At 75.0% G+C, this 16,630-nt stretch carries 17 protein-coding genes; 12 read left to right on the top strand and 5 right to left on the bottom strand.

The features are described 5' to 3' along the window. The first annotated feature begins 72 nt into the window (after positions 1 to 72). From E0W78_RS11425 to E0W78_RS11395, 8 genes are all read left to right on the top strand, one after another. Positions 73 to 660 (top strand): DUF4203 domain-containing protein, encoded by a 588-nt coding sequence (locus E0W78_RS11425; RefSeq protein WP_131404081.1) that lies wholly within the window; start codon positions 73 to 75, stop codon positions 658 to 660. A gap of 120 nt (positions 661 to 780) precedes the next feature. Beyond that, positions 781 to 1,278 carry a DUF1269 domain-containing protein gene (locus E0W78_RS11420; RefSeq protein WP_131404080.1) on the top strand — a complete coding sequence of 166 codons (498 nt, stop codon included), beginning with the start codon at positions 781 to 783 and terminating at the stop codon, positions 1,276 to 1,278. Between the two features lie 177 nt (positions 1,279 to 1,455). After that, entirely contained in the window at positions 1,456 to 1,875 is a 420-nt protein-coding gene (locus E0W78_RS11415; RefSeq protein ID WP_131404079.1) for a hypothetical protein, read from the top strand. A 177-nt stretch (positions 1,876 to 2,052) separates the two neighbouring features. Beyond that, entirely contained in the window at positions 2,053 to 4,722 is a 2,670-nt protein-coding gene (locus E0W78_RS16880; protein WP_242686325.1) for a LuxR C-terminal-related transcriptional regulator, read from the top strand. A 96-nt stretch (positions 4,723 to 4,818) separates the two neighbouring features. Continuing rightward, on the top strand, positions 4,819 to 5,235 hold the full coding sequence (locus E0W78_RS16575; protein ID WP_165570483.1) for a hypothetical protein: 417 nt from the start codon (positions 4,819 to 4,821) through the stop codon (positions 5,233 to 5,235). A 31-nt stretch (positions 5,236 to 5,266) separates the two neighbouring features. Then, positions 5,267 to 5,788, top strand: coding sequence for a DUF1269 domain-containing protein (locus tag E0W78_RS11405; RefSeq protein ID WP_165570482.1), 522 nt, complete (start codon positions 5,267 to 5,269; stop codon positions 5,786 to 5,788). A gap of 89 nt (positions 5,789 to 5,877) precedes the next feature. Further along, entirely contained in the window at positions 5,878 to 6,258 is a 381-nt protein-coding gene (locus E0W78_RS11400; RefSeq protein WP_131404077.1) for a PLDc N-terminal domain-containing protein, read from the top strand. Next, positions 6,255 to 6,713 carry a hypothetical protein gene (locus E0W78_RS11395; RefSeq protein ID WP_131404076.1) on the top strand — a complete coding sequence of 153 codons (459 nt, stop codon included), beginning with the start codon at positions 6,255 to 6,257 and terminating at the stop codon, positions 6,711 to 6,713. The genes E0W78_RS11400 and E0W78_RS11395 overlap by 4 nt, the downstream gene beginning before the upstream one ends. Here E0W78_RS11395 and E0W78_RS11390 read toward each other — a convergent pair. From E0W78_RS11390 to E0W78_RS11380, 3 genes are all read right to left on the bottom strand, one after another. Then, positions 6,710 to 7,978, bottom strand: a complete 1,269-nt coding sequence (locus E0W78_RS11390) for a LuxR family transcriptional regulator (RefSeq protein ID WP_131404075.1) — start codon at positions 7,976 to 7,978, stop codon at positions 6,710 to 6,712. The genes E0W78_RS11395 and E0W78_RS11390 overlap by 4 nt on opposite strands. Then, on the bottom strand, positions 7,975 to 8,262 hold the full coding sequence (locus E0W78_RS11385; RefSeq protein ID WP_131404074.1) for an SHOCT domain-containing protein: 288 nt from the start codon (positions 8,260 to 8,262) through the stop codon (positions 7,975 to 7,977). The genes E0W78_RS11390 and E0W78_RS11385 overlap by 4 nt, the downstream gene beginning before the upstream one ends. Before the next feature lie 143 nt (positions 8,263 to 8,405). Further along, the gene (locus E0W78_RS11380; protein WP_242686324.1) at positions 8,406 to 8,894 is read right to left on the bottom strand and encodes a DUF6325 family protein; all 489 of its coding nucleotides are present in this window, start codon (positions 8,892 to 8,894) and stop codon (positions 8,406 to 8,408) included. Between the two features lie 206 nt (positions 8,895 to 9,100). On the opposite strand from E0W78_RS11380, the gene E0W78_RS11375 reads away from it, so the two are divergent. Genes E0W78_RS11375 through E0W78_RS11360 form a run of 4 tightly spaced genes read left to right on the top strand, consistent with a single transcriptional unit; the run spans position 9,101 to position 13,824 of the window. Continuing rightward, on the top strand, positions 9,101 to 11,887 hold the full coding sequence (locus tag E0W78_RS11375; RefSeq protein ID WP_131404073.1) for a cation-translocating P-type ATPase: 2,787 nt from the start codon (positions 9,101 to 9,103) through the stop codon (positions 11,885 to 11,887). 15 nt (positions 11,888 to 11,902) lie between these two features. After that, the gene (locus E0W78_RS11370) at positions 11,903 to 12,508 is read left to right on the top strand and encodes a hypothetical protein (RefSeq protein ID WP_131404072.1); all 606 of its coding nucleotides are present in this window, start codon (positions 11,903 to 11,905) and stop codon (positions 12,506 to 12,508) included. Between the two features lie 60 nt (positions 12,509 to 12,568). Next, positions 12,569 to 13,339 carry a hypothetical protein gene (locus E0W78_RS11365; protein ID WP_131404071.1) on the top strand — a complete coding sequence of 257 codons (771 nt, stop codon included), beginning with the start codon at positions 12,569 to 12,571 and terminating at the stop codon, positions 13,337 to 13,339. After that, a complete protein-coding gene (locus tag E0W78_RS11360; protein WP_131404070.1) occupies positions 13,336 to 13,824 on the top strand; it encodes an RDD family protein in 489 nt (162 codons plus the stop codon). Before E0W78_RS11365 ends, E0W78_RS11360 begins: the two co-directional genes overlap by 4 nt. A gap of 16 nt (positions 13,825 to 13,840) precedes the next feature. Here the strand turns inward: E0W78_RS11360 and E0W78_RS16970 are convergent, their stop codons facing one another. Both E0W78_RS16970 and E0W78_RS11350 read right to left on the bottom strand, forming a co-directional pair. Beyond that, positions 13,841 to 15,205: a LuxR family transcriptional regulator gene (locus tag E0W78_RS16970; protein WP_278249433.1), complete on the bottom strand. Its 1,365-nt coding sequence runs from the start codon at positions 15,203 to 15,205 to the stop codon at positions 13,841 to 13,843. A 77-nt stretch (positions 15,206 to 15,282) separates the two neighbouring features. Further along, positions 15,283 to 16,560: a hypothetical protein gene (locus E0W78_RS11350; RefSeq protein ID WP_131404069.1), complete on the bottom strand. Its 1,278-nt coding sequence runs from the start codon at positions 16,558 to 16,560 to the stop codon at positions 15,283 to 15,285. Positions 16,561 to 16,630: the final 70 nt, after the last annotated feature.

Below are 16,630 nucleotides of genomic sequence, written 5' to 3'. Positions count from 1 at the left end.
AATCGGGCGAGCACCCTTCACGCCGCGGCGCACCACCATGGCGTCCGGACGACGACCGCCGGGAGGCCCACGATGAGCGAGCTCGTGCTGGTGGTGCTCGGCGCGGTCCTGTGCTTCTTCGGCGTGGTGTCGGTCCGCGCGGGAGTGCTCGTCGCCGGGTTCGGCGCGGGCTGGCTGCTCGCCGAGGCGTTCCACGCCTCCACCGGCACGGCGTTGCTGGTGTCGGCCTGCGGGGCCGGTCTCGCCCTGGCCGGCATGTTCCTCATGGCGGCCTTCGTCTTCTTCGTCGGGGGCGCCTGCGTCGGTGCCGTCGTGGGTGCCAAGGTCTTCGTGCTCGCGGACTCCTCCGGCGGCGACGACCGGACGAGCTGGGTGCTGGCGGCCGTGTTCGTCCCCACCGTCGCGGTGCTCGGCGGCCTGCTCGCGAACCGGTTCCGCGTCCGGTTCCTGCGCTGGGGCACCGCCCTCGCCGGTGCCGCCCTGCTGCTGTCCGGCCTCGGCCGGCTGCTCGACGGCGACGCGGACCTGCTCTGGCGGCCCGAGTCCGGCGGCGCCGCCGTGCTGTTCGCCCTCGCCTGGGTCGCGCTCACCCTCGCCGGCCACCGGGCGCAGTCCGTCCGCAGCCACGACGCCGACGACGACCGGACGGCCCGGACCTGACCCGACGCCGCCCACGTTCACCCCTCACGGGGGAGGCCGGGCCCGGGCGTCGTGGATGGACTGAGGACGTCAACCGACCGACCGCGACGCCCGGCGTCGCACCCACACCCAGGAGCAGCGATGGCACAGGCCACTCTCACCGTCTGGAAGTTCGACTCCCCGTCCGGCGCCGACGAGGCGGCACGCACGTTGCAGCAGCTGGCCAAGCAGAACGTGATCACCGTGCTGGACTCGGCCACCGTCTCGTGGGAGCAGGGACGCAAGAAGCCGAAGACGCACCAAGGGACGCCGACCACCGGCGTCGGGGCGCTCGGCGGCGCGTTCTGGGGCATGCTCTTCGGCCTCATCTTCTTCGTGCCGCTGCTCGGAGCCGCGGTGGGCGCCGCCACCGGCGCGCTGGCCGGCTCGCTCTCCGACGTCGGCATCGACGACGGGTTCATCAACAAGGTCCGGGACCAGGTGACCCCCGGCACCTCGGCCCTGTTCGTGATGACGTCCGACGCGGTGATCGACAAGGTGAAGGACGCCTTCGCCAGCCACCAGCCCTCGGACCTCATCTTCACGCACCTGTCCGAGGACCAGGAGCAGGCGCTGCGTCAGGTCTTCGCCGACGCCTGATCCCCAGCGCCCAGCGCCGGCCCGGGACCACGAGGTCCCGGGCCGGACCGCGTCCGTCCAGGGACCGCTCCCGACGCCTGGACTCGCCCGTTGCGGGTGAGGTCCGGGCGCCTCGCGCGTCCCTAGCCTGCGACCACGGCCGGCGGGACCGTCGCCGGCACGAACCGGGAGGCACCGATGAGCACGAGCACCTCACGACTGGACGGATCGACGTCGGAGCTGGTGGCGCTGGGCGTCACGGCCTTCGCCGGCTTCATGCTGGCGATCGTCGGACTGTTCCAGGTGCTGCAGGGGTTGGCCGCCATCGGCGAGGACGAGGTGTTCGTCGACGGCCCGAAGTACACGTACGAGCTGGACGTCACGACGTGGGGCTGGGTCCACCTCGTCGTCGGCGTGATCGCCGTGCTCGTCGCGATCGGCATCCTGGTCGGCAACGACGTCGCCCGCATCGCCGGTGTCGTCGTGGCGGCCCTGGCGTGCGTCAGCAACTTCGTGTTCCTGCCCTACTACCCGTGGTGGTCGCTGGCGATCATCGTGTTCAACGTCGCCGTCATCTGGGCGCTGTGCACGCAGGTCAGCCGCGGCACCCGGTTGTGACCGACCGCCCGCGCCCGGGCGGACGACACCGCGCTCCTCGTCCGCCGTGGACGAGGCCGATCGGACCCGCGCGTGCGTACGGTGGCTGACAGGGACGGTCTCGGCCGTCCTGTCCAGCGCGCCAGGAACCCGCGGATCATCGTTCCGAGCGTGGACGACCCGGGAGGGAGCCCGGTCATGGTTGACGAACGACAGCAAGAACGGACAAGGATCCTCGAACCGGCGGAACGTCCCGGCGGGGCCCCGCCCCACCTGCCCCGGGCGTACGTCCGGCGCCGCGCGCTGTTCGACCGTCTCGACGCGGCGGTCCGGGGTCCGCTCACGCTGCTCGTCGCCCCGGCGGGCACGGGGAAGACGCTCGGCGTCGGCGGCTGGGCGAGGCTGCGGCACCGGGCCCCGGTCGGCTGGGTGCAGGCGGACCCGCAGTGGGACGCCGAGCGGCTGGCCGAGCAGCTCGACCTGGCTGCGTCCGACGGGTCCGGCCCCCGCGTGGTGGTGGTCGACGACGCCCACCTGCTGCCCAGCGAGGCGCTCGACCTGCTCGAGCACCGGCTCTCGACGGACCCCGCCTCGATGCGCGTCGTGCTGCTGAGCCGCTGGGACCTGCCGATCCGCCGACTCGTGCCGGAGCTGCTCGGGCACCTCAGCCTGCTCCGCGGCGACGTGCTGCGCCTGGACGACGACGAGGCGGCCGAGCTGGTCGCCGCGCACGTGCGGACGGACTCCCCCGCCGTCGTCGAGACGATCACCCGGCACGCCGAGGGCTGGTGCGCGGCCGTGGTGCTGATGGCCCGTGCGGTCGCCACCGCGGCGGACCCCGTCGCGGCCGCGCAGCGCTACGCGCGTGGCGCGACCGGCATCGCCGGCCCGGTCATCGGCGAGGTGTTCGCGTCGCTGACGCCGCGCGAGCGTCACCTGCTGCTGTGCATCGCACCGGAGCAGGTGGTCACGCCCGCGACGGCCGTGCACCTGTCCGGCGACCAGGACGCCGGTGAGCTCCTGGGCCAGCTGCAGAGCACCGGCCTGCTCGTCACCCGCCTCGACGGGGCGTCGGTCGAGGGACCGTTCGCCCTCGACCCCGACGCCCGGTTCCGCATACATCCGCTGCTCGTCGAGGTCGTCCGCCGTCGGCTCGTCTCCGGTGGCGTGGACGTCGTGCGGGCCCGCGCAACCGTGACCCGCGCGGTCGCGCTCGACGTGGCCCGTGGCGACGTCGAGCTGGCGTTCGGGCGTCTCGTCGCGGTGCACGACCACGAGCAGGCCGCACGGCTCCTCGGTCGCGAGGGCGTCACGATGCTCATGCGCGGGCAGGGCGCCGCCATCGCCCGGTTCGCCCGTGACCAGGCCGGCGACGTGGAGGCCGAGCCGGACGCCTGGCTCGCCGTCGCCCTGGAGCGCTGGGTCGCGGGTGACACCGCCTCCGCCCGTCGCTGGAGCGAGCGGCTGCGTGCACTTCCGGCCGGGACCCACGAGCCCGACACCCCGTCGCGCCGGATGGTCCTCGCGCTCACCGGGCTGGTGCTCGCCCGGCTCGGTCTGCTGCCCCTCACCGGTGCGGTCGCCGACGCCCAGCGTCTCGCCGACGACGTGACGGCGTCCCCGGCCACCGGTGCCGTCGACCACGCGCTGCTCCCCCAGCTGCTGACCGAGCTGGGCATCACGCAGAACTGGACCGGCGACCTGACGACCGCCGAACGCAACCTGACGTCCGCGATCGAGCTGGGTCGCACCCGCGACCTGCCCGCGCTCCGCCTGGCTGCCACCACCCACCTCGCGCTGACCGAGTACATGCTCGGTCGAGAACGCGCCTGCACCGAGGTCGCGCGCCAGGCCGCGGCCATGCTCGACCGCTCCCCCGCGTGGCAACCGCGGTACGCGCGGACGCGGGTCGCTGTCGCGCTGCTCCTGGCCGGGCTCCCCGGGCTGCCGTGGCCGTCCGACCCGCTGGCCGTCCCTCCGGACACGGTGGCCGCCCACCCCGCCGACCCCGCCACCCGGTTCTGGCTGCGCCTGCTGCAGTCACGACTGGCCCTGCGCGCCGGCTCGGTCCACGAGGCCGAGCGCATCCTGTCGGTCCCGCTCGACGTGCCCGGCGGTGCCGGCGCGCTCCCGGACCACCTGCGGACCGTGGTGCTCGTCGAGCGGGCGTTCCTGGCCTACCTGACCCTCGACCGGCCCGGTCTGCGCGCGGTCGAGAGCGAGCTCTCGGACGTCGACGCGCCCGGCGAGCTGGCCCTGGCCCGCGGCCTCGACGCCGACCTCAGCGGCGACGTCCGGACCGCGGTCGCGCGGTTCACCGAGGCCGTCTCGTCGGCCCGGTTCGCCCAGCCCGCCTCCCGCGAGCTGGCCCTCACCTGCCGGGCGCAGCTGCTCGACGTCCTGGGCGACCGCGAGTCCGCGCTGGACGACCTGCGGGACGCGGTCGTCGGCACGGCCGTCCGCAACAACGCGGTGCCGTTCCTCGGCTGGTCACGGCACGGCACGCCGTTGTCGACGCTGCTCGACGTCCTCGCCGAGCGGGACGCGCCGGCGGCGAGCTCGTGGCTCGCGATGCTCGTCGCAGCCCGGACGGGTCTGCCGGACACGACAGCGACCTTCGCGCCGGCTATCGCGACCCAGGCCGAGCGGGAACGAGCCACGCAGCCGGTCGCCCACGTCGGGCTGAGCTCGCGCGAGCGCGACGTGCTGGCCGAGCTCGCCCGGGGCGCCACGTACGCGGACATCGCGGCGACCCTCGTCGTGTCGGAGAACACCGTGAAGACGCACGTGTCCAACCTGTACGCGAAGCTCTCCGTCTCCCGTCGTAGCGAGGCCCTGGCCGTCGCCCGGACGCAGCACCTGCTGTGACCTGCTGACCGCACTCGCCTTGTTCGGGCGAGCCCGTGGGCGCGGTGACGGCCTTACGGTGCGACGCATCCACCCCCGTCGACGACCGGAGGGACCATGACCACCAGCGCACCCACCACCGAGGGCGCTCGTCCTCGACCCGGCGGCCTCGCCTGGGAGACCGCCGCGTTCGCCGGGTTCCTGCTCGCGACGGTCGGCATCATGATGGCGCTCGAGGGCGTCGCCGCCCTGGCCGGGGACGACCTGTTCACCGGACGCCCGCGGTACTTCGCCGAGCTGGACCTGAAGACCTGGGGCTGGGTGCACGTCACCGTCGGTGCCCTCACGACGCTCGTGGGCGGGGCACTGCTGATGGGTGCGCGCTGGGCCCGCATGGCCGGGCTGCTGCTGGCCGTCGTCGGCGCGGTGGTCAGCTTCCTGTTCGTCCCGTACTTCCCGTTCTGGGCGCTCGCCGCCGTCGCGTTCCACGTGCTCGTGCTGTGGTCGCTGTGCCGGCTCATCGCCGACGAGTGAGGCCCGGACCGGCGTGCGGGAGGGACTGATCGTGCCCGGTACGAGCGCGCTGACCGTGTGGCACTACGACTCGCCGCGAGGTGCGGCCGCCGGCGAGGTGCGCCTCCGCGACCTGCAGCAACGTGGTCACGTCACCGTCGTCGACGCCGTCACCGTGACGTGGGTGCGCGGCGCCCATGCGCCCCGGGTCGTCCACCTGCGGCACCGCGGGCCCTGGGCTCGCGGACCGGAGTCGGTCCTCGGACCCCTGGTGGCCGTGCTCGTCGCCGGCTCGACGCCGGGCACCCCCGCGGCCGGCCTGGACCTGCTGGCCACGCGTCTGGCCGGCACGGGCATCGAGCGCGACTTCCTGGCCGACGTCCGCGACGGGCTCGTACCGGGCACGTCGGCGCTGCTCGTGCTCTCCTCCGACGCCGACCTGGACGAGATCCGCCTGGTCATCGAGCGCGGGCGGGCCCGGGGCGACGTCCGGCTGGAGCACGCGATGCTGCGCGACGACGCGCCGCCCCGTCTCGCGACCGCCGTCCGCGACCTCGCGCGCCGCGACGCCTGAGTCACCGCGCATCTCGCCCGGACCGGGTGAGACGGCAGACCCGGCGCGGGGACTATCCAGGGATCAGTCAAGCCGAAGGAGTGGTTCCCATGGACTTCTGGGACGTCATCTGGTTCATCGTCGTCAGCTTCGCCTTCATCGCCTACCTCATGGTGATGTTCAGCATCCTGGCGGACGTCTTCCGCGACCAGGACCTCTCCGGCGGCCTGAAGGCCGTCTGGGTCGTGTGCCTCATCTTCGTGCCCTTCCTGACCGCGCTGGTGTACCTGATCGCACGTGGCCGGGGCATGGCCGAGCGTCAGGCCGAGATGGTCAGCCGCAACCGGGCGGCGCAGGACGCGTACATCCGCTCGGTCGCGAGCAGCACGCCCTCGGCACCGGACCAGATCGCCCAGGCCAAGGCCCTGCTGGACGACGGCACCATCTCCGAGCCCGAGTACGCGGCGCTGAAGGCCAAGGCCCTGGCGTGAACGGCCGGCACGAGTCGGGGGCGACGGCCGGACCGGACCGCCCGGCCCCGGCCGTGGCCCGCGCCCGGGTCATGAGCCAGGTGGCCGCGGTCGTGCTGCTGGTCACCGCGCTGCTGTCGATCGTCCAGGGCGTCGCTGCGCTCGCCGACGACGAGCTGCTGACCGGCGGCGACGACTACGCCTACGCCTTCGACCTCACCGCGTGGGGCTGGGTGCACCTGGTGATCGGCCTGCTGTCCGTGGCCGTCGCCGCCGGCATCCTGACCGGGCAGTCGTGGGGGTTCGTGACGGGACTCGTCGTCGCCGGCGCGTCCATGCTGGCGAACTTCGCCTTCCTGCCGGTCTACCCGCTGTGGACGTCGATCGTCATCGCCTTCGACGTGCTCGTGGTGCGGGCCCTGTGCACGCTGCTCCGCGACGTCGAGGCGCCGGGCAGCGGGGGCCACGCAGCCTAGACGCGCGGCAGCAGCCCGGCCCGGCGCGCGACGGCGACCGCCTCGGTGCGCGAGCCGGCGCCGAGCTTGCGGTAGACCGTCCGCAGGTGGAACTTCAGCGTGTTCGGCGACACGACCAGCTCGTCGGCGACCTCCCGCAGGGTGAGCCGGCCGGGCAGCAGACGGAGCACCTCGCGCTCGCGTCCGGTGAGCCCCTCGAGCGGCCACGTCGGCGGGACCTCCGCCACCGGCACCGGCGCCTGGGCGTGCCGCACCCGGTCCATCCAGGCCGACGGCACCCGCCACGCCTCGCGCTCGAGCAGGTCGGTCGCGGTCCCTCCCTCGGCGGCGACCGACCGCACCATCCCGTGGCGCACGGCGACCTCGGCCGCGACCCCCGCTCGTCCGAGCGCCGCCTCCCGGTCGCGCCCCGCCAGCGCGCGGGCCGTCAGCAGACCACCGACGACCTCGTGCCGCGGCCCGCGCGGCCGGGCCCGGGCGAGCACGGTCGCGGCCGCGTCACCACGACCCTGGGCGAGCAGGATCCTCGCCTCCCCGGCGGGACCCCAGAACGGGTCGGTGACGACCTCGACCCACGACCGGGCGCCGTCGACGTCGCCACGCACGAGGCACAGCGTCAGGTGCGCCGACCCGAGGCAGCTGCGGACGCCGCTGCCCGGCGACGGTTCGCTCCGGTCCCAGGCCGTCGCGTCGGCGCGGGCGAGCGCGACCGCCGCCTGCTCCGGACGTCCGGTCTCGAGCCGCAGCTGCACGAGCGCGAGGGTCGGCACGAGCGGCCCGAACCCTGTCGTCCGCGAGTCCCGGGCGGCCTGCTCGAGGGCAGACTCGGCCAGCTCGCGATCGCCGGTCTCCCGGGCGACGAGCGTCTCGGCCAGGTCGAGCGCCGCGCACAACGAGGTCATCCCGGCGTCGACCGCGATGCGGCGGACGCCGGTCACCGCACGCAGGGCGTCGCGGGGTCGCCCGGCGAGCGCCAGCCCCACGGCACGGGTGCCCTCCAGGGCGAGCCGGCGCGCGACGTCGCCACCGGCGGCCCCGCGCAGCTCGCGCTCCACCGCTCCGGCGTCGTCCCACCGCTCGTCGAGGGCGACCGCCGTCCCGGCGTCGCGCCAGCCCCGCCGCACGAGCGGGTGCGACCGATGGCTCGCCGGCACGTGCCGCAGGGCCTCGCGCAGCGCGTCGCCGCCCCCGGACCAGTCACCGTGGGCGAGCCGGTCGGAGGCGGTCCGGACGCGGTCCAGCGCCGCCGAGCCCGCCCCGCTCATGACCCGAGCAGACGTGCCTTCTGCGCCGCGAACTCCGCGTCCGTCAGGACACCGCTCTCCCGCAGCTCGCCGAGCCGCTCCAGCTGGGCGATCACGTCGTCGCCCGACGAGGCGGGCGCGGGTGGCGGCGCCGCGTACTGCGGCGGAGCCTCGTACTGCGCCTGCGCGTGCAGCGCGTCCTGCTCGGCCCACCGGCCGGCCTGCCGCCGCGAGACGCGGTTGGACACCGCCGTCGCCGTCCCCGCCACCACGGCCGTGCGCGCCATTCCTCGAAGAAGTCCCATGGTCCGTTCCTTCCGTCCGACCACTCGGGCGGGTCACCCGTGGCAGGCACCACGACCGCCCGGGTCCCAGTGAAGGCGGCTCCGTCGCGCGCGGGATCGTCCGTCGCGGGTGAACACCCGCGACGGACGGTCCCGGACCACGCTCAGGCCTGCCCGCCGTCCAGGTCGTCCAGCGCGGCCGCGACCTCGTCGGCGGAGATGCGGCCGCTGGCGACGACCTCGGCGCCGGCCCCGCGCAGGGCGGCGACGAACGGACGGGCCCACGTGTTCTCGTAGACCAGCACGCCGACCGCGTTGCCCGGCGCCGTCAGCGTGGCGCTCTCGGCCACGTCGTCGTCGTCGAGCAGGCCGGACTCCACCCCGGAGAACACGGCCAGGTCGATCGTGCCGTCGGCGTCCAGGTCGGCGAGCTCGACCGCGACCGCGCTGCCGTCCTCGGCGACCTTGGCCACCCGCAGGTCGAGCAGCCGGATGATCCCCCGGTCCACGAGGTCGAGCAGGGCCGCGAGCCCGCGCCCTTCCAGGCGTCCGCCCGGGAACTCGACGGCGAGGTAGTCGATGGGTCCGAGGGTCGTCCCCTCCTCGCCGCCGGCGCCGTCCGCGTCCTGGCTTCCGTCGATCTGATCGGTCATGGCTTCCTCCCTGGGTCCCCGCGCCTCGCGCGGTGCGGCTGCGGCCCCGACGGCCGCTCCTCGACGCTGGCACGCGCGGCCCCGTCCGTCCCCACCCCCGGCGGGGTGGGCACCGACCACTCATCCCCCGCGCCGGGTGAGGCCTCCCCGGCGCCTCGTGGCGAAGGTGGAGGGACCCGCACCCGCGGGCACGACGGGAGGCGCCGATGACCACGGACCACGCCCCGCACCGAGACCCGGGCACCGCGAGCGACCCGGCGAGCACCGACGCCGCCGGCGTCGCCGCCGCGCTGGACGTCGACCTCGCGACCGGGCTGTCCCCCGAGCAGGTGGCGGACCGGTTGGCGTCGGTGGGCCCCAACCGGCTGACCGAGTCGGCCGGCGAGTCCGGCTTCCGGGCGTTCCTGCGTCAGTACCAGGACTTCATGCAGCTGGTCCTGCTCGCCGCCGCAGTGGTCAACCAGGTCGTCACGGGCGAGACCGGCACCACCCTCGTGCTCGCCGGGCTGACCGTGCTGAACGCCGTCATCGGCCTGCGCCAGGAGGCCAAGGCCGAGGAGAGCGTGAAGGCGCTGGCCCAGATGATGCGCACGGTCGCGCGCGTGCGGCGCGGCGGCCGCGTGCTGGAGGTCGACGCCGCCGAGCTCGTGCCCGGGGACGTCGTGCTGGTGGAGGCCGGCAACCGCGTGCCCGCCGACGGCCGGGTCTGCGTCGCCGCGACCCTCGAGATCGAGGAGGCCGCCCTCACCGGGGAGAGCCTGCCGGTGGCCAAGTCGCCCGACCCGGTGTCCGGCGGGGACGTGCCGCTGGGCGACCGCACGTGCATGGCGTACATGAACACCTCCGTGACCCGCGGCCGAGGCGAGCTGGTCGTCACCGCGACCGGCATGGCCACCGAGATCGGCCACATCGCCGACATGCTGGCCAGCACCGAGTCGGGCAAGACGCCCCTGCAGAAGCAGCTGGACTCGCTGTCGAAGGTCATCGCCGCGATCGCGGGAGCCGCCCTCGTCCTGGTGCTGCTGCTCGGGCTGGGTCGTGGCGAGGAGTTCGACACCCTCTTCGTCACCGCCGTGGCCCTCGCCGTGGCGGCCATCCCCACCGGGCTGCCGGCGGTCGTGACGGCCCTGCTGTCGATGGGCACCCGCGAGATCGCCCGGCGCCACGCCATCGTCAAGCGGCTGCCGGCCGTCGAGACCCTCGGGTCGACGTCGGCGATCTGCTCGGACAAGACCGGCACGCTCACGCTGAACAAGATGACCGCCCGCCAGCTCGTCGTCCCCGGGCACCACCGCTGGACCGTCTCGGGCGAGGGCTACAGCACCCGGGGCACGATCAGCCACGTCGGCGGCCAGCGCCACGACCTCGACCCCTACCTCCTGCCGATGGTGCTGTGCGCCGACGCCGTGCTCGACGGCGAGCGACTGATCGGCGACCCCACCGAGGGCGCCCTCATCGTCCTCGGCGCGAAGGGCGGCCTCGACATCACGCAGACGAGGGCGGCGCTCCCGCGCGTGGCCGAGGTCCCGTTCGACTCCGAGCACAAGTTCATGGCGACCTTCCACCAGATGGCCGACGAGGACGGTCGCCCGGTCCTGCGCTGCTTCGTCAAGGGCGCACCGGACGTCCTGCTCGCCCGCTCGTCCACGCTCCGCCACCCCGAGGGGACGCTGGTGCCGCTGACCGCCGAGTCCCGGCGGCTGGCGGCGGAGACCAACGACAGCATCGCCGAGGCGGGCGAGCGCGTCATGGTCGTCGCCCGCCGCGACCTCGACCCGGCGACCCCGCTGACCGGCGACCTGCTCGCACTGGTCGACGACCTGACCCTGCTCGCGATGGTCGGCATCGTCGACCCGCCGCGCGCGGAGGCCCGCGACGCCATCGCCGAGTGCCGCGAGGCCGGCATCCGCGTGCGCATGATCACCGGCGACCACGCCACGACCGCGGCGGCGATCGCGTCCGAGCTCGGCATCCCCGGCCGGGCGGTCACCGGGCACGAGTTCGCCGCGATGAGCGACGAGGAGCTGACCGGTCGGCTCGACGACATCGGCGTCGTCGCGCGAGTGGCGCCCGAGGACAAGGTGCGGCTCGTCCGGCTGCTGCAGCGCAAGGGCGAGGTCGTCGCCATGACCGGTGACGGCGTGAACGACGCCCCGGCGCTCAAGTCCGCCGACATCGGCGTCGCGATGGGCATCACCGGCACCGAGGTCTCGCAGGAGGCCGCCGTGATGATCCTGACCGACGACAACTTCGCCACGATCGTGGGCGCCGTCTCCTACGGCCGCACCCTCTACGACAACCTGCTCAAGTACCTGCGGTTCCAGATGTCCACCCTCGTCGCGTACATCGCGGTGTTCCTGGGGGCCGGCATCTTCGACGTGGCCGACGGCGCGCCCCTGAACCCGCTCCAGATCCTGTGGCTGAACATGGTCGTCGACATCCCGCTGGCGATCGCCCTGGGGTTCGACCGCCCCGCCCACGGCCTCATGGCCCGGCCGCCCCGGCCGGTCGGCGCCCCCGTCCTGTCGGCCCGCAGCTGGGTCCGGCTGTGCGTGCAGGGTGCCGTGATGACGGTGGGCTCGCTCGTGGCCTACCAGGTCGGCGTCGCCCAGGACGACCCGTCGCTGGACGACGCGGTCGTGGCGTCCACGATGCTGCTCACGACCCTGTCGCTGTTCCATCTCGTCGCCGCGCTGCTGTGCCGTGACCAGGACGGCACGATCTTCGACCGGGACGCCGTGCCGGCCCTCGCGCAGCTGCGGCGGTACGGCATCGCGCTGGCCGCGATCGTCCTGGTCACGTCGCTCGACCTCCTCCAGCGGATCGTCGGCACCGCGGCGCTGACCCTCGACCAGTGGTGCGTGTGCCTCGGCCTGGCCGCGTCGCTCGTCGTGGTCGAGGAGCTCGTGAAGCTCGTCCTGCGCCACCGCAGGCCCACTCCGCCGGTCGCGTCGTCGGTCGCGCGACCGTCCTCCCCGCACCGGACCGCCTGAAGCGAAGGATCCCCGATGACGTCCCTGCCCCGTCCCAGCACCACCGCCCCCACCGACGCGCCCGGGCGCACCCGGGCCCACCGTGCGGCGGCGGTCGCGGCCGCGCTGACCCTGGCCCTCGTCGTCGCGGGCTGCTCCGAGGACGACCCCGTCGACGACACCACGTCGGCCGAGGCCTGGGCCGACGACGTGTGCTCCAGCGCCGCCGACTGGCTGGGCGTGCTGGCCACGGCGCGCACCATCCTGGCCGACCCCCGGCAGGTCAGCGTCGACGACCTCACGAGCACGATCCAGGACGTCGACGACGCCACGGCGGAGCTGGTCGACGACCTCGCGGACCTGGACGCGCCGGACACCGAGGCGGGCGACGAGGCCACGCAGCGCCTCATCGCCCTGTCCGACGACCTCGCCGAGCAGCGTGGCATCGTCGCGGACGCGGCGGCGCAGCCGGCCGGGTCGCTCGAGGCCCAGGTCATGCAGGCGGCCAGCATCGGCCGCGCGGTCGGCGTGATGATCAGCCAGGTCTCGGACGCCGTGGACGACCTGCGGACGCTCGACGGCGCCGACGAGCTGCGCGCCGCGTTCAGGAACAGCGACGAGTGCCAGGACCTGACGCCATGACCGGCCCACGAGCCTGCCCGGCGCCTCGTCCCGCGCACCGCAGGGCCGGAGGCGGCGACGATGGCTGACTCGTCCCCCGCGCCCGATCCTCCGCCGCCCCGCCTGCCGCGCGTGCCGGACGCGCTGTGGGGCGCCGGCTCCGTCGCCGTCGCCGGTCTCGGCCGCGGCGTGCGGGTCGGGGCGCGGGTCGCGGCCCCCGGCGTCCGGCTGCTGCTCGACCCCCCGCTCGTCCCGCACCGACGCCGGCCGGCGCGGGTGGTGGACGAGCTGGCCCGCCGCGGCCGCCGGGACCGGGCCGCGTCCGTCGCCGCGCGCGACCGCGCCGTCGCCGCCCTGCTCCCGGCGCTGGTCGCCTACGTGGCCCGGCTCGTGCCGCTGACCGACCTCGTGCGGCGGCACCTCGACCTGCAGGCGCTGGTGGCCGACGTCGACCTCGACGCGGTGGCCGGACGGCTGGACCTGGACGCGCTGGCGACCCGGCTCGATCTCGAGGCCGTCCTCGGGCGGCTCGACCTGACCGAGGTGGTCGCCCGACACGTCGACCTCGACGCCGTGGTGCGAGGTCTGGACGTCGACGCGGTCGTGGCGCGGATCGACCTGGACGCCGTGGTCGCGCGGATCGACCTGGCGGCCCTGGCCGGCGACGTCATCGCCGCGGTGGACCTGCCCGAGATCATCCGGGAGTCCAGCGGGTCCCTGGCCGCCGAGACGGTCCGCTCGGTGCGGATGCAGGGCATCAGCGCCGACCGGGCGGTGGACCGCGTCGTCGACCGGTTCCGGCTGCACCGCCGGCCCGGACCGGACGGCCTGCCCGGCGGAGCAGCACCATGAGCGCGCGTCCACCGGTCGGTCACGTCCCGATGGTGCCCACCGAGGCGCGTCCGCACCAGGGCCGGGAGGCCGGCGTCGTCAGCCGGCTGCTCGCCGCGACGATCGACCTCGCGCTCGTGGTCCTCGTGCTCGTCTCGGTCTACCTCGCGTGGGCCGGGCTGCGGTTCGTGCTCGACTCCCGCGGCTTCCACCTCCCCCGGCCGTCGACGGGACTGGTCGGCCTCTCGTACGTGGCCGTCGCCGTCGTCTCGCTGTCCGTCCCGTGGTGCCTGCGCGGACGGTCGTACGGGCAGCACGTGATGGGGCTGCGGGTCACCACGCTCGACGGCGGGCGGCTCGGGCTCGCCCGCGCCGCGGCGCGGGCGCTGCTCTGCGTGCTCGTCCCCGTGGGCCTGCTGTGGGTGGCGGTCAGCCGGCGGGACGCGGCCTGGCACGACCTCGTGCTGCGCACGAGCGTCCGGTACGACTGGGCGACCTGGACCTGACGCGGAAGCGGCCGGCTCAGCCGGCCAGCAGGTCGCGCTCGCGGGCGACGCGCACGGCCGCGTTGCGGCGCGAGACACCCAGCTTGCGCAGGATGTTCCGCACGTGGGTGCGCACGGTGTTGACCGAGATGAACATCGTCGCGGCGATCTCCTCGGTCGTGAGCAGCTCCGCCAGGTGGCCCAGCACCTCCCGCTCCTTCTCGGTCAGCGACTCCACCGGCACGTCGGCGCCGACCGGGTCGCGCGCCGGCCGCGGGCGCGCAGCCGAGAGCCGTCGCACGGCAGGACTGCGCTGGGCCTGCCACCACTCGCGCACCCGTCGCTCCAGGTCGGCCGTGGTCGCCGGGGAGGCGTACGCCTGCTCGGCCCGCAGCAGGTCGCGGAAGAACGGGGCGAACCGGTGGTGGCCCGGCCGGCCCGGCACGTCCTCGACGAACGCGTTGGCCGCGCCCAGCCGGGCGAGGGTCCGCCGGGCGGACGGGCCACCGAGCGTCTCGGCGAGCCCCGGGTCGAAGGTGTCCGGGATGCTCAGCGCCATGAGAAGTGCCCGGACGTCCGGTGGGTGCGTCCCGAGCACCTCGCTGCGCAGGTAGGCGGCCATGTCGTCGTCCCACCCGCCGCCGAGAGCAAGCCCGGGCTCGTCCTCGCGTCCGGCCACGGTGCGGCCCGCGAACCGCACTCCCGCCACCCAGCCGGCGAGGTGCTCGTTCATGCGGTGCACCGAGGCTGCCGGCAGCGGCACGCCCATCGCCCGCAGCAGCGCCGCGGCCTCGTCGTCGGTGAGCGCGAGATCGGCCGTCCGCACCTCCGTCACGGTCTGCTCGAGCCGGTACCGGTACAGCGGGAGCGCCGGGTCGGTCCGCGTCAGCAGCACCAGGCGGAGCCGGTGCCCGCAGTGCCGGAGCAGGAAGTCGACGTCGCCGGCCACGGCCGCCGACACCGGTCCGAGGCCGTCCACCACGAGCGTCATCGGCTCGGCCTCGGACGCCAGCGAGAGCGCGAGGGACCGGCGCGTCGCGGGGCCGAGCGGTCCGCCGTCCGGAGGCGGTCCGCTGGTCGGCACCGGGACGCCGAGCCGGGCCAGGCCGCCCACGACGCCGGCCCAGAACGGGTCCTCACGCTCCAGCGTCTGCCACTCCGTCCGCTCCCGGGACCGCGTGGACACCCAGTCGGCGACGAGCGTGGTCTTCCCCGTGCCCGCGGGCGCGCTCACCAGCACCAGCGGCGTGCGGGGCGTGGCGTCGAGCCGGTCGAGCAGGCGGTCGCGACGCAGCAGCCGACGCGGTCGGTCGGGGACGCCGGGCCAGCCGGCGGCCGCGGGCTCCTCGCGGGCCGGCCGTGCGGCGCCTCGACGTGAGGACTCCCCGGGCTGCAGCTGCACCTGTCGCACCTCCGCGGGGAAGGTAGCGAGCGCGGGCCGGGGCGGGCTCACCCGATTCGGGTGACCCCGGTGCGCGGTCAGGCTGCGCCGACGGGCACGGTCGGTCCCGGGCGACGGGCGTCGGTCCCGCTGCCGGCGGCTCGCCCCGCGCCCACGAGCACCTGCAGCACCGCCAGCAGCACGACGGCGAGCGCGAGCGACCACCACCACCGCTCGGGGGTCGCCTCGTTGCCCCACAGCAGCACGACGCCGGCCAGGACGACGACCACGACCCGCAACCAGGGGACGTTGGCGGCGACCCACGTCCCCGGACCGGCGAGCTGCGCGGCGGGGAGCGCGGCGCCGGCCCGCTCCAGGCCCCGCGCCACCGTGGTGCGGACGGCCGTGCCGGACCGGTTGGCGCCGGCGAACCAGCCGGCGGCGACGAGCGTCAGGCCGAGCCACAGCACGACCTCCCGGGCGCGCTGGAGGTACGCGATCATCGTCTCGTAGAACACGGTGCTCGCCGGGCCGAACCGCGTCCCCGAGAGCTCGGTGTCGAACAGCTGCCCGCCCACCGAGAGCAGCAGCGCCAGCAGCAGCGCGTTCGCCGCCACCACGGCCCCGATCGCGACCGCCATCGGCGGGCGCCGCCGGGCCAGGACGAACGCGGCGAGGTAGAGGACGCCCACGACCGGCAGCAGCCAGCGCGCGACCGGGTCGGTGAAGGCGTAGATGGTGCGCATCTGCTTGACCCGAGGGGCCTCCATCAGGACGATCTCGCGGCTCGTCTGCGGCACCGGGACGTTCTCGACGAAGGTCATCCCCCGGTCGGCCAGCCGCTGCTTCACCTGGTCGACGACCTCCGACACGTCCAGCACGACGTCGTCGCCCTGCAGGGAGACGGCGCCGCCGTCGCGCCCCTCCAGGACGCGCTGCAGCGCCTGCTGGGCCCGCGTGTTGACCCGCGTCCAGATCTCGGCGAAGGCGTCCGAGGCCAGGAAGCTGCGGACCTGACGCTCGACGGCGCTGTCGATCGCCGCGGACAGCGGACCGACCAGCAGCTGCAGCCGCGGGGCGCGGTCGCTCACGCTCGCGAACGCCTCCTCCAGCAGCGCGTCCACGTCGACCTGCTGCTGGATCGCGTCGGTGACGGTCCCGGCGAGCACCTCCTGCACCTCCGGGGCCTGCACGAGCGGCCCCACCGTGGCCACGTACCGCTGGCCGTCGTTGAGCGTGCGCTGGCCCCAGTAGGCGATGGCAGCGGGCGTGGTGAGCACCGCGGCCAGCACCAGGCACAGCACCGCACCGGCCGTGCGGCCCCACGTGGAGCGCGGCGCCGCGCGCTCGTCGACGACCGGACCGTTCGTCACCATGGTCGGCTCCCTCCTGGGTCGGGCGGCCATCGTCGCGCGCGGCGCCGGGCCCCGACCTCGTACGCGACGA

Source organism: Aeromicrobium sp. IC_218 (genome assembly GCF_004336805.1).
Classification (GTDB): domain Bacteria; phylum Actinomycetota; class Actinomycetes; order Propionibacteriales; family Nocardioidaceae; genus Aeromicrobium.
This window is presented reverse-complemented; position numbering and strand designations above follow the sequence as displayed.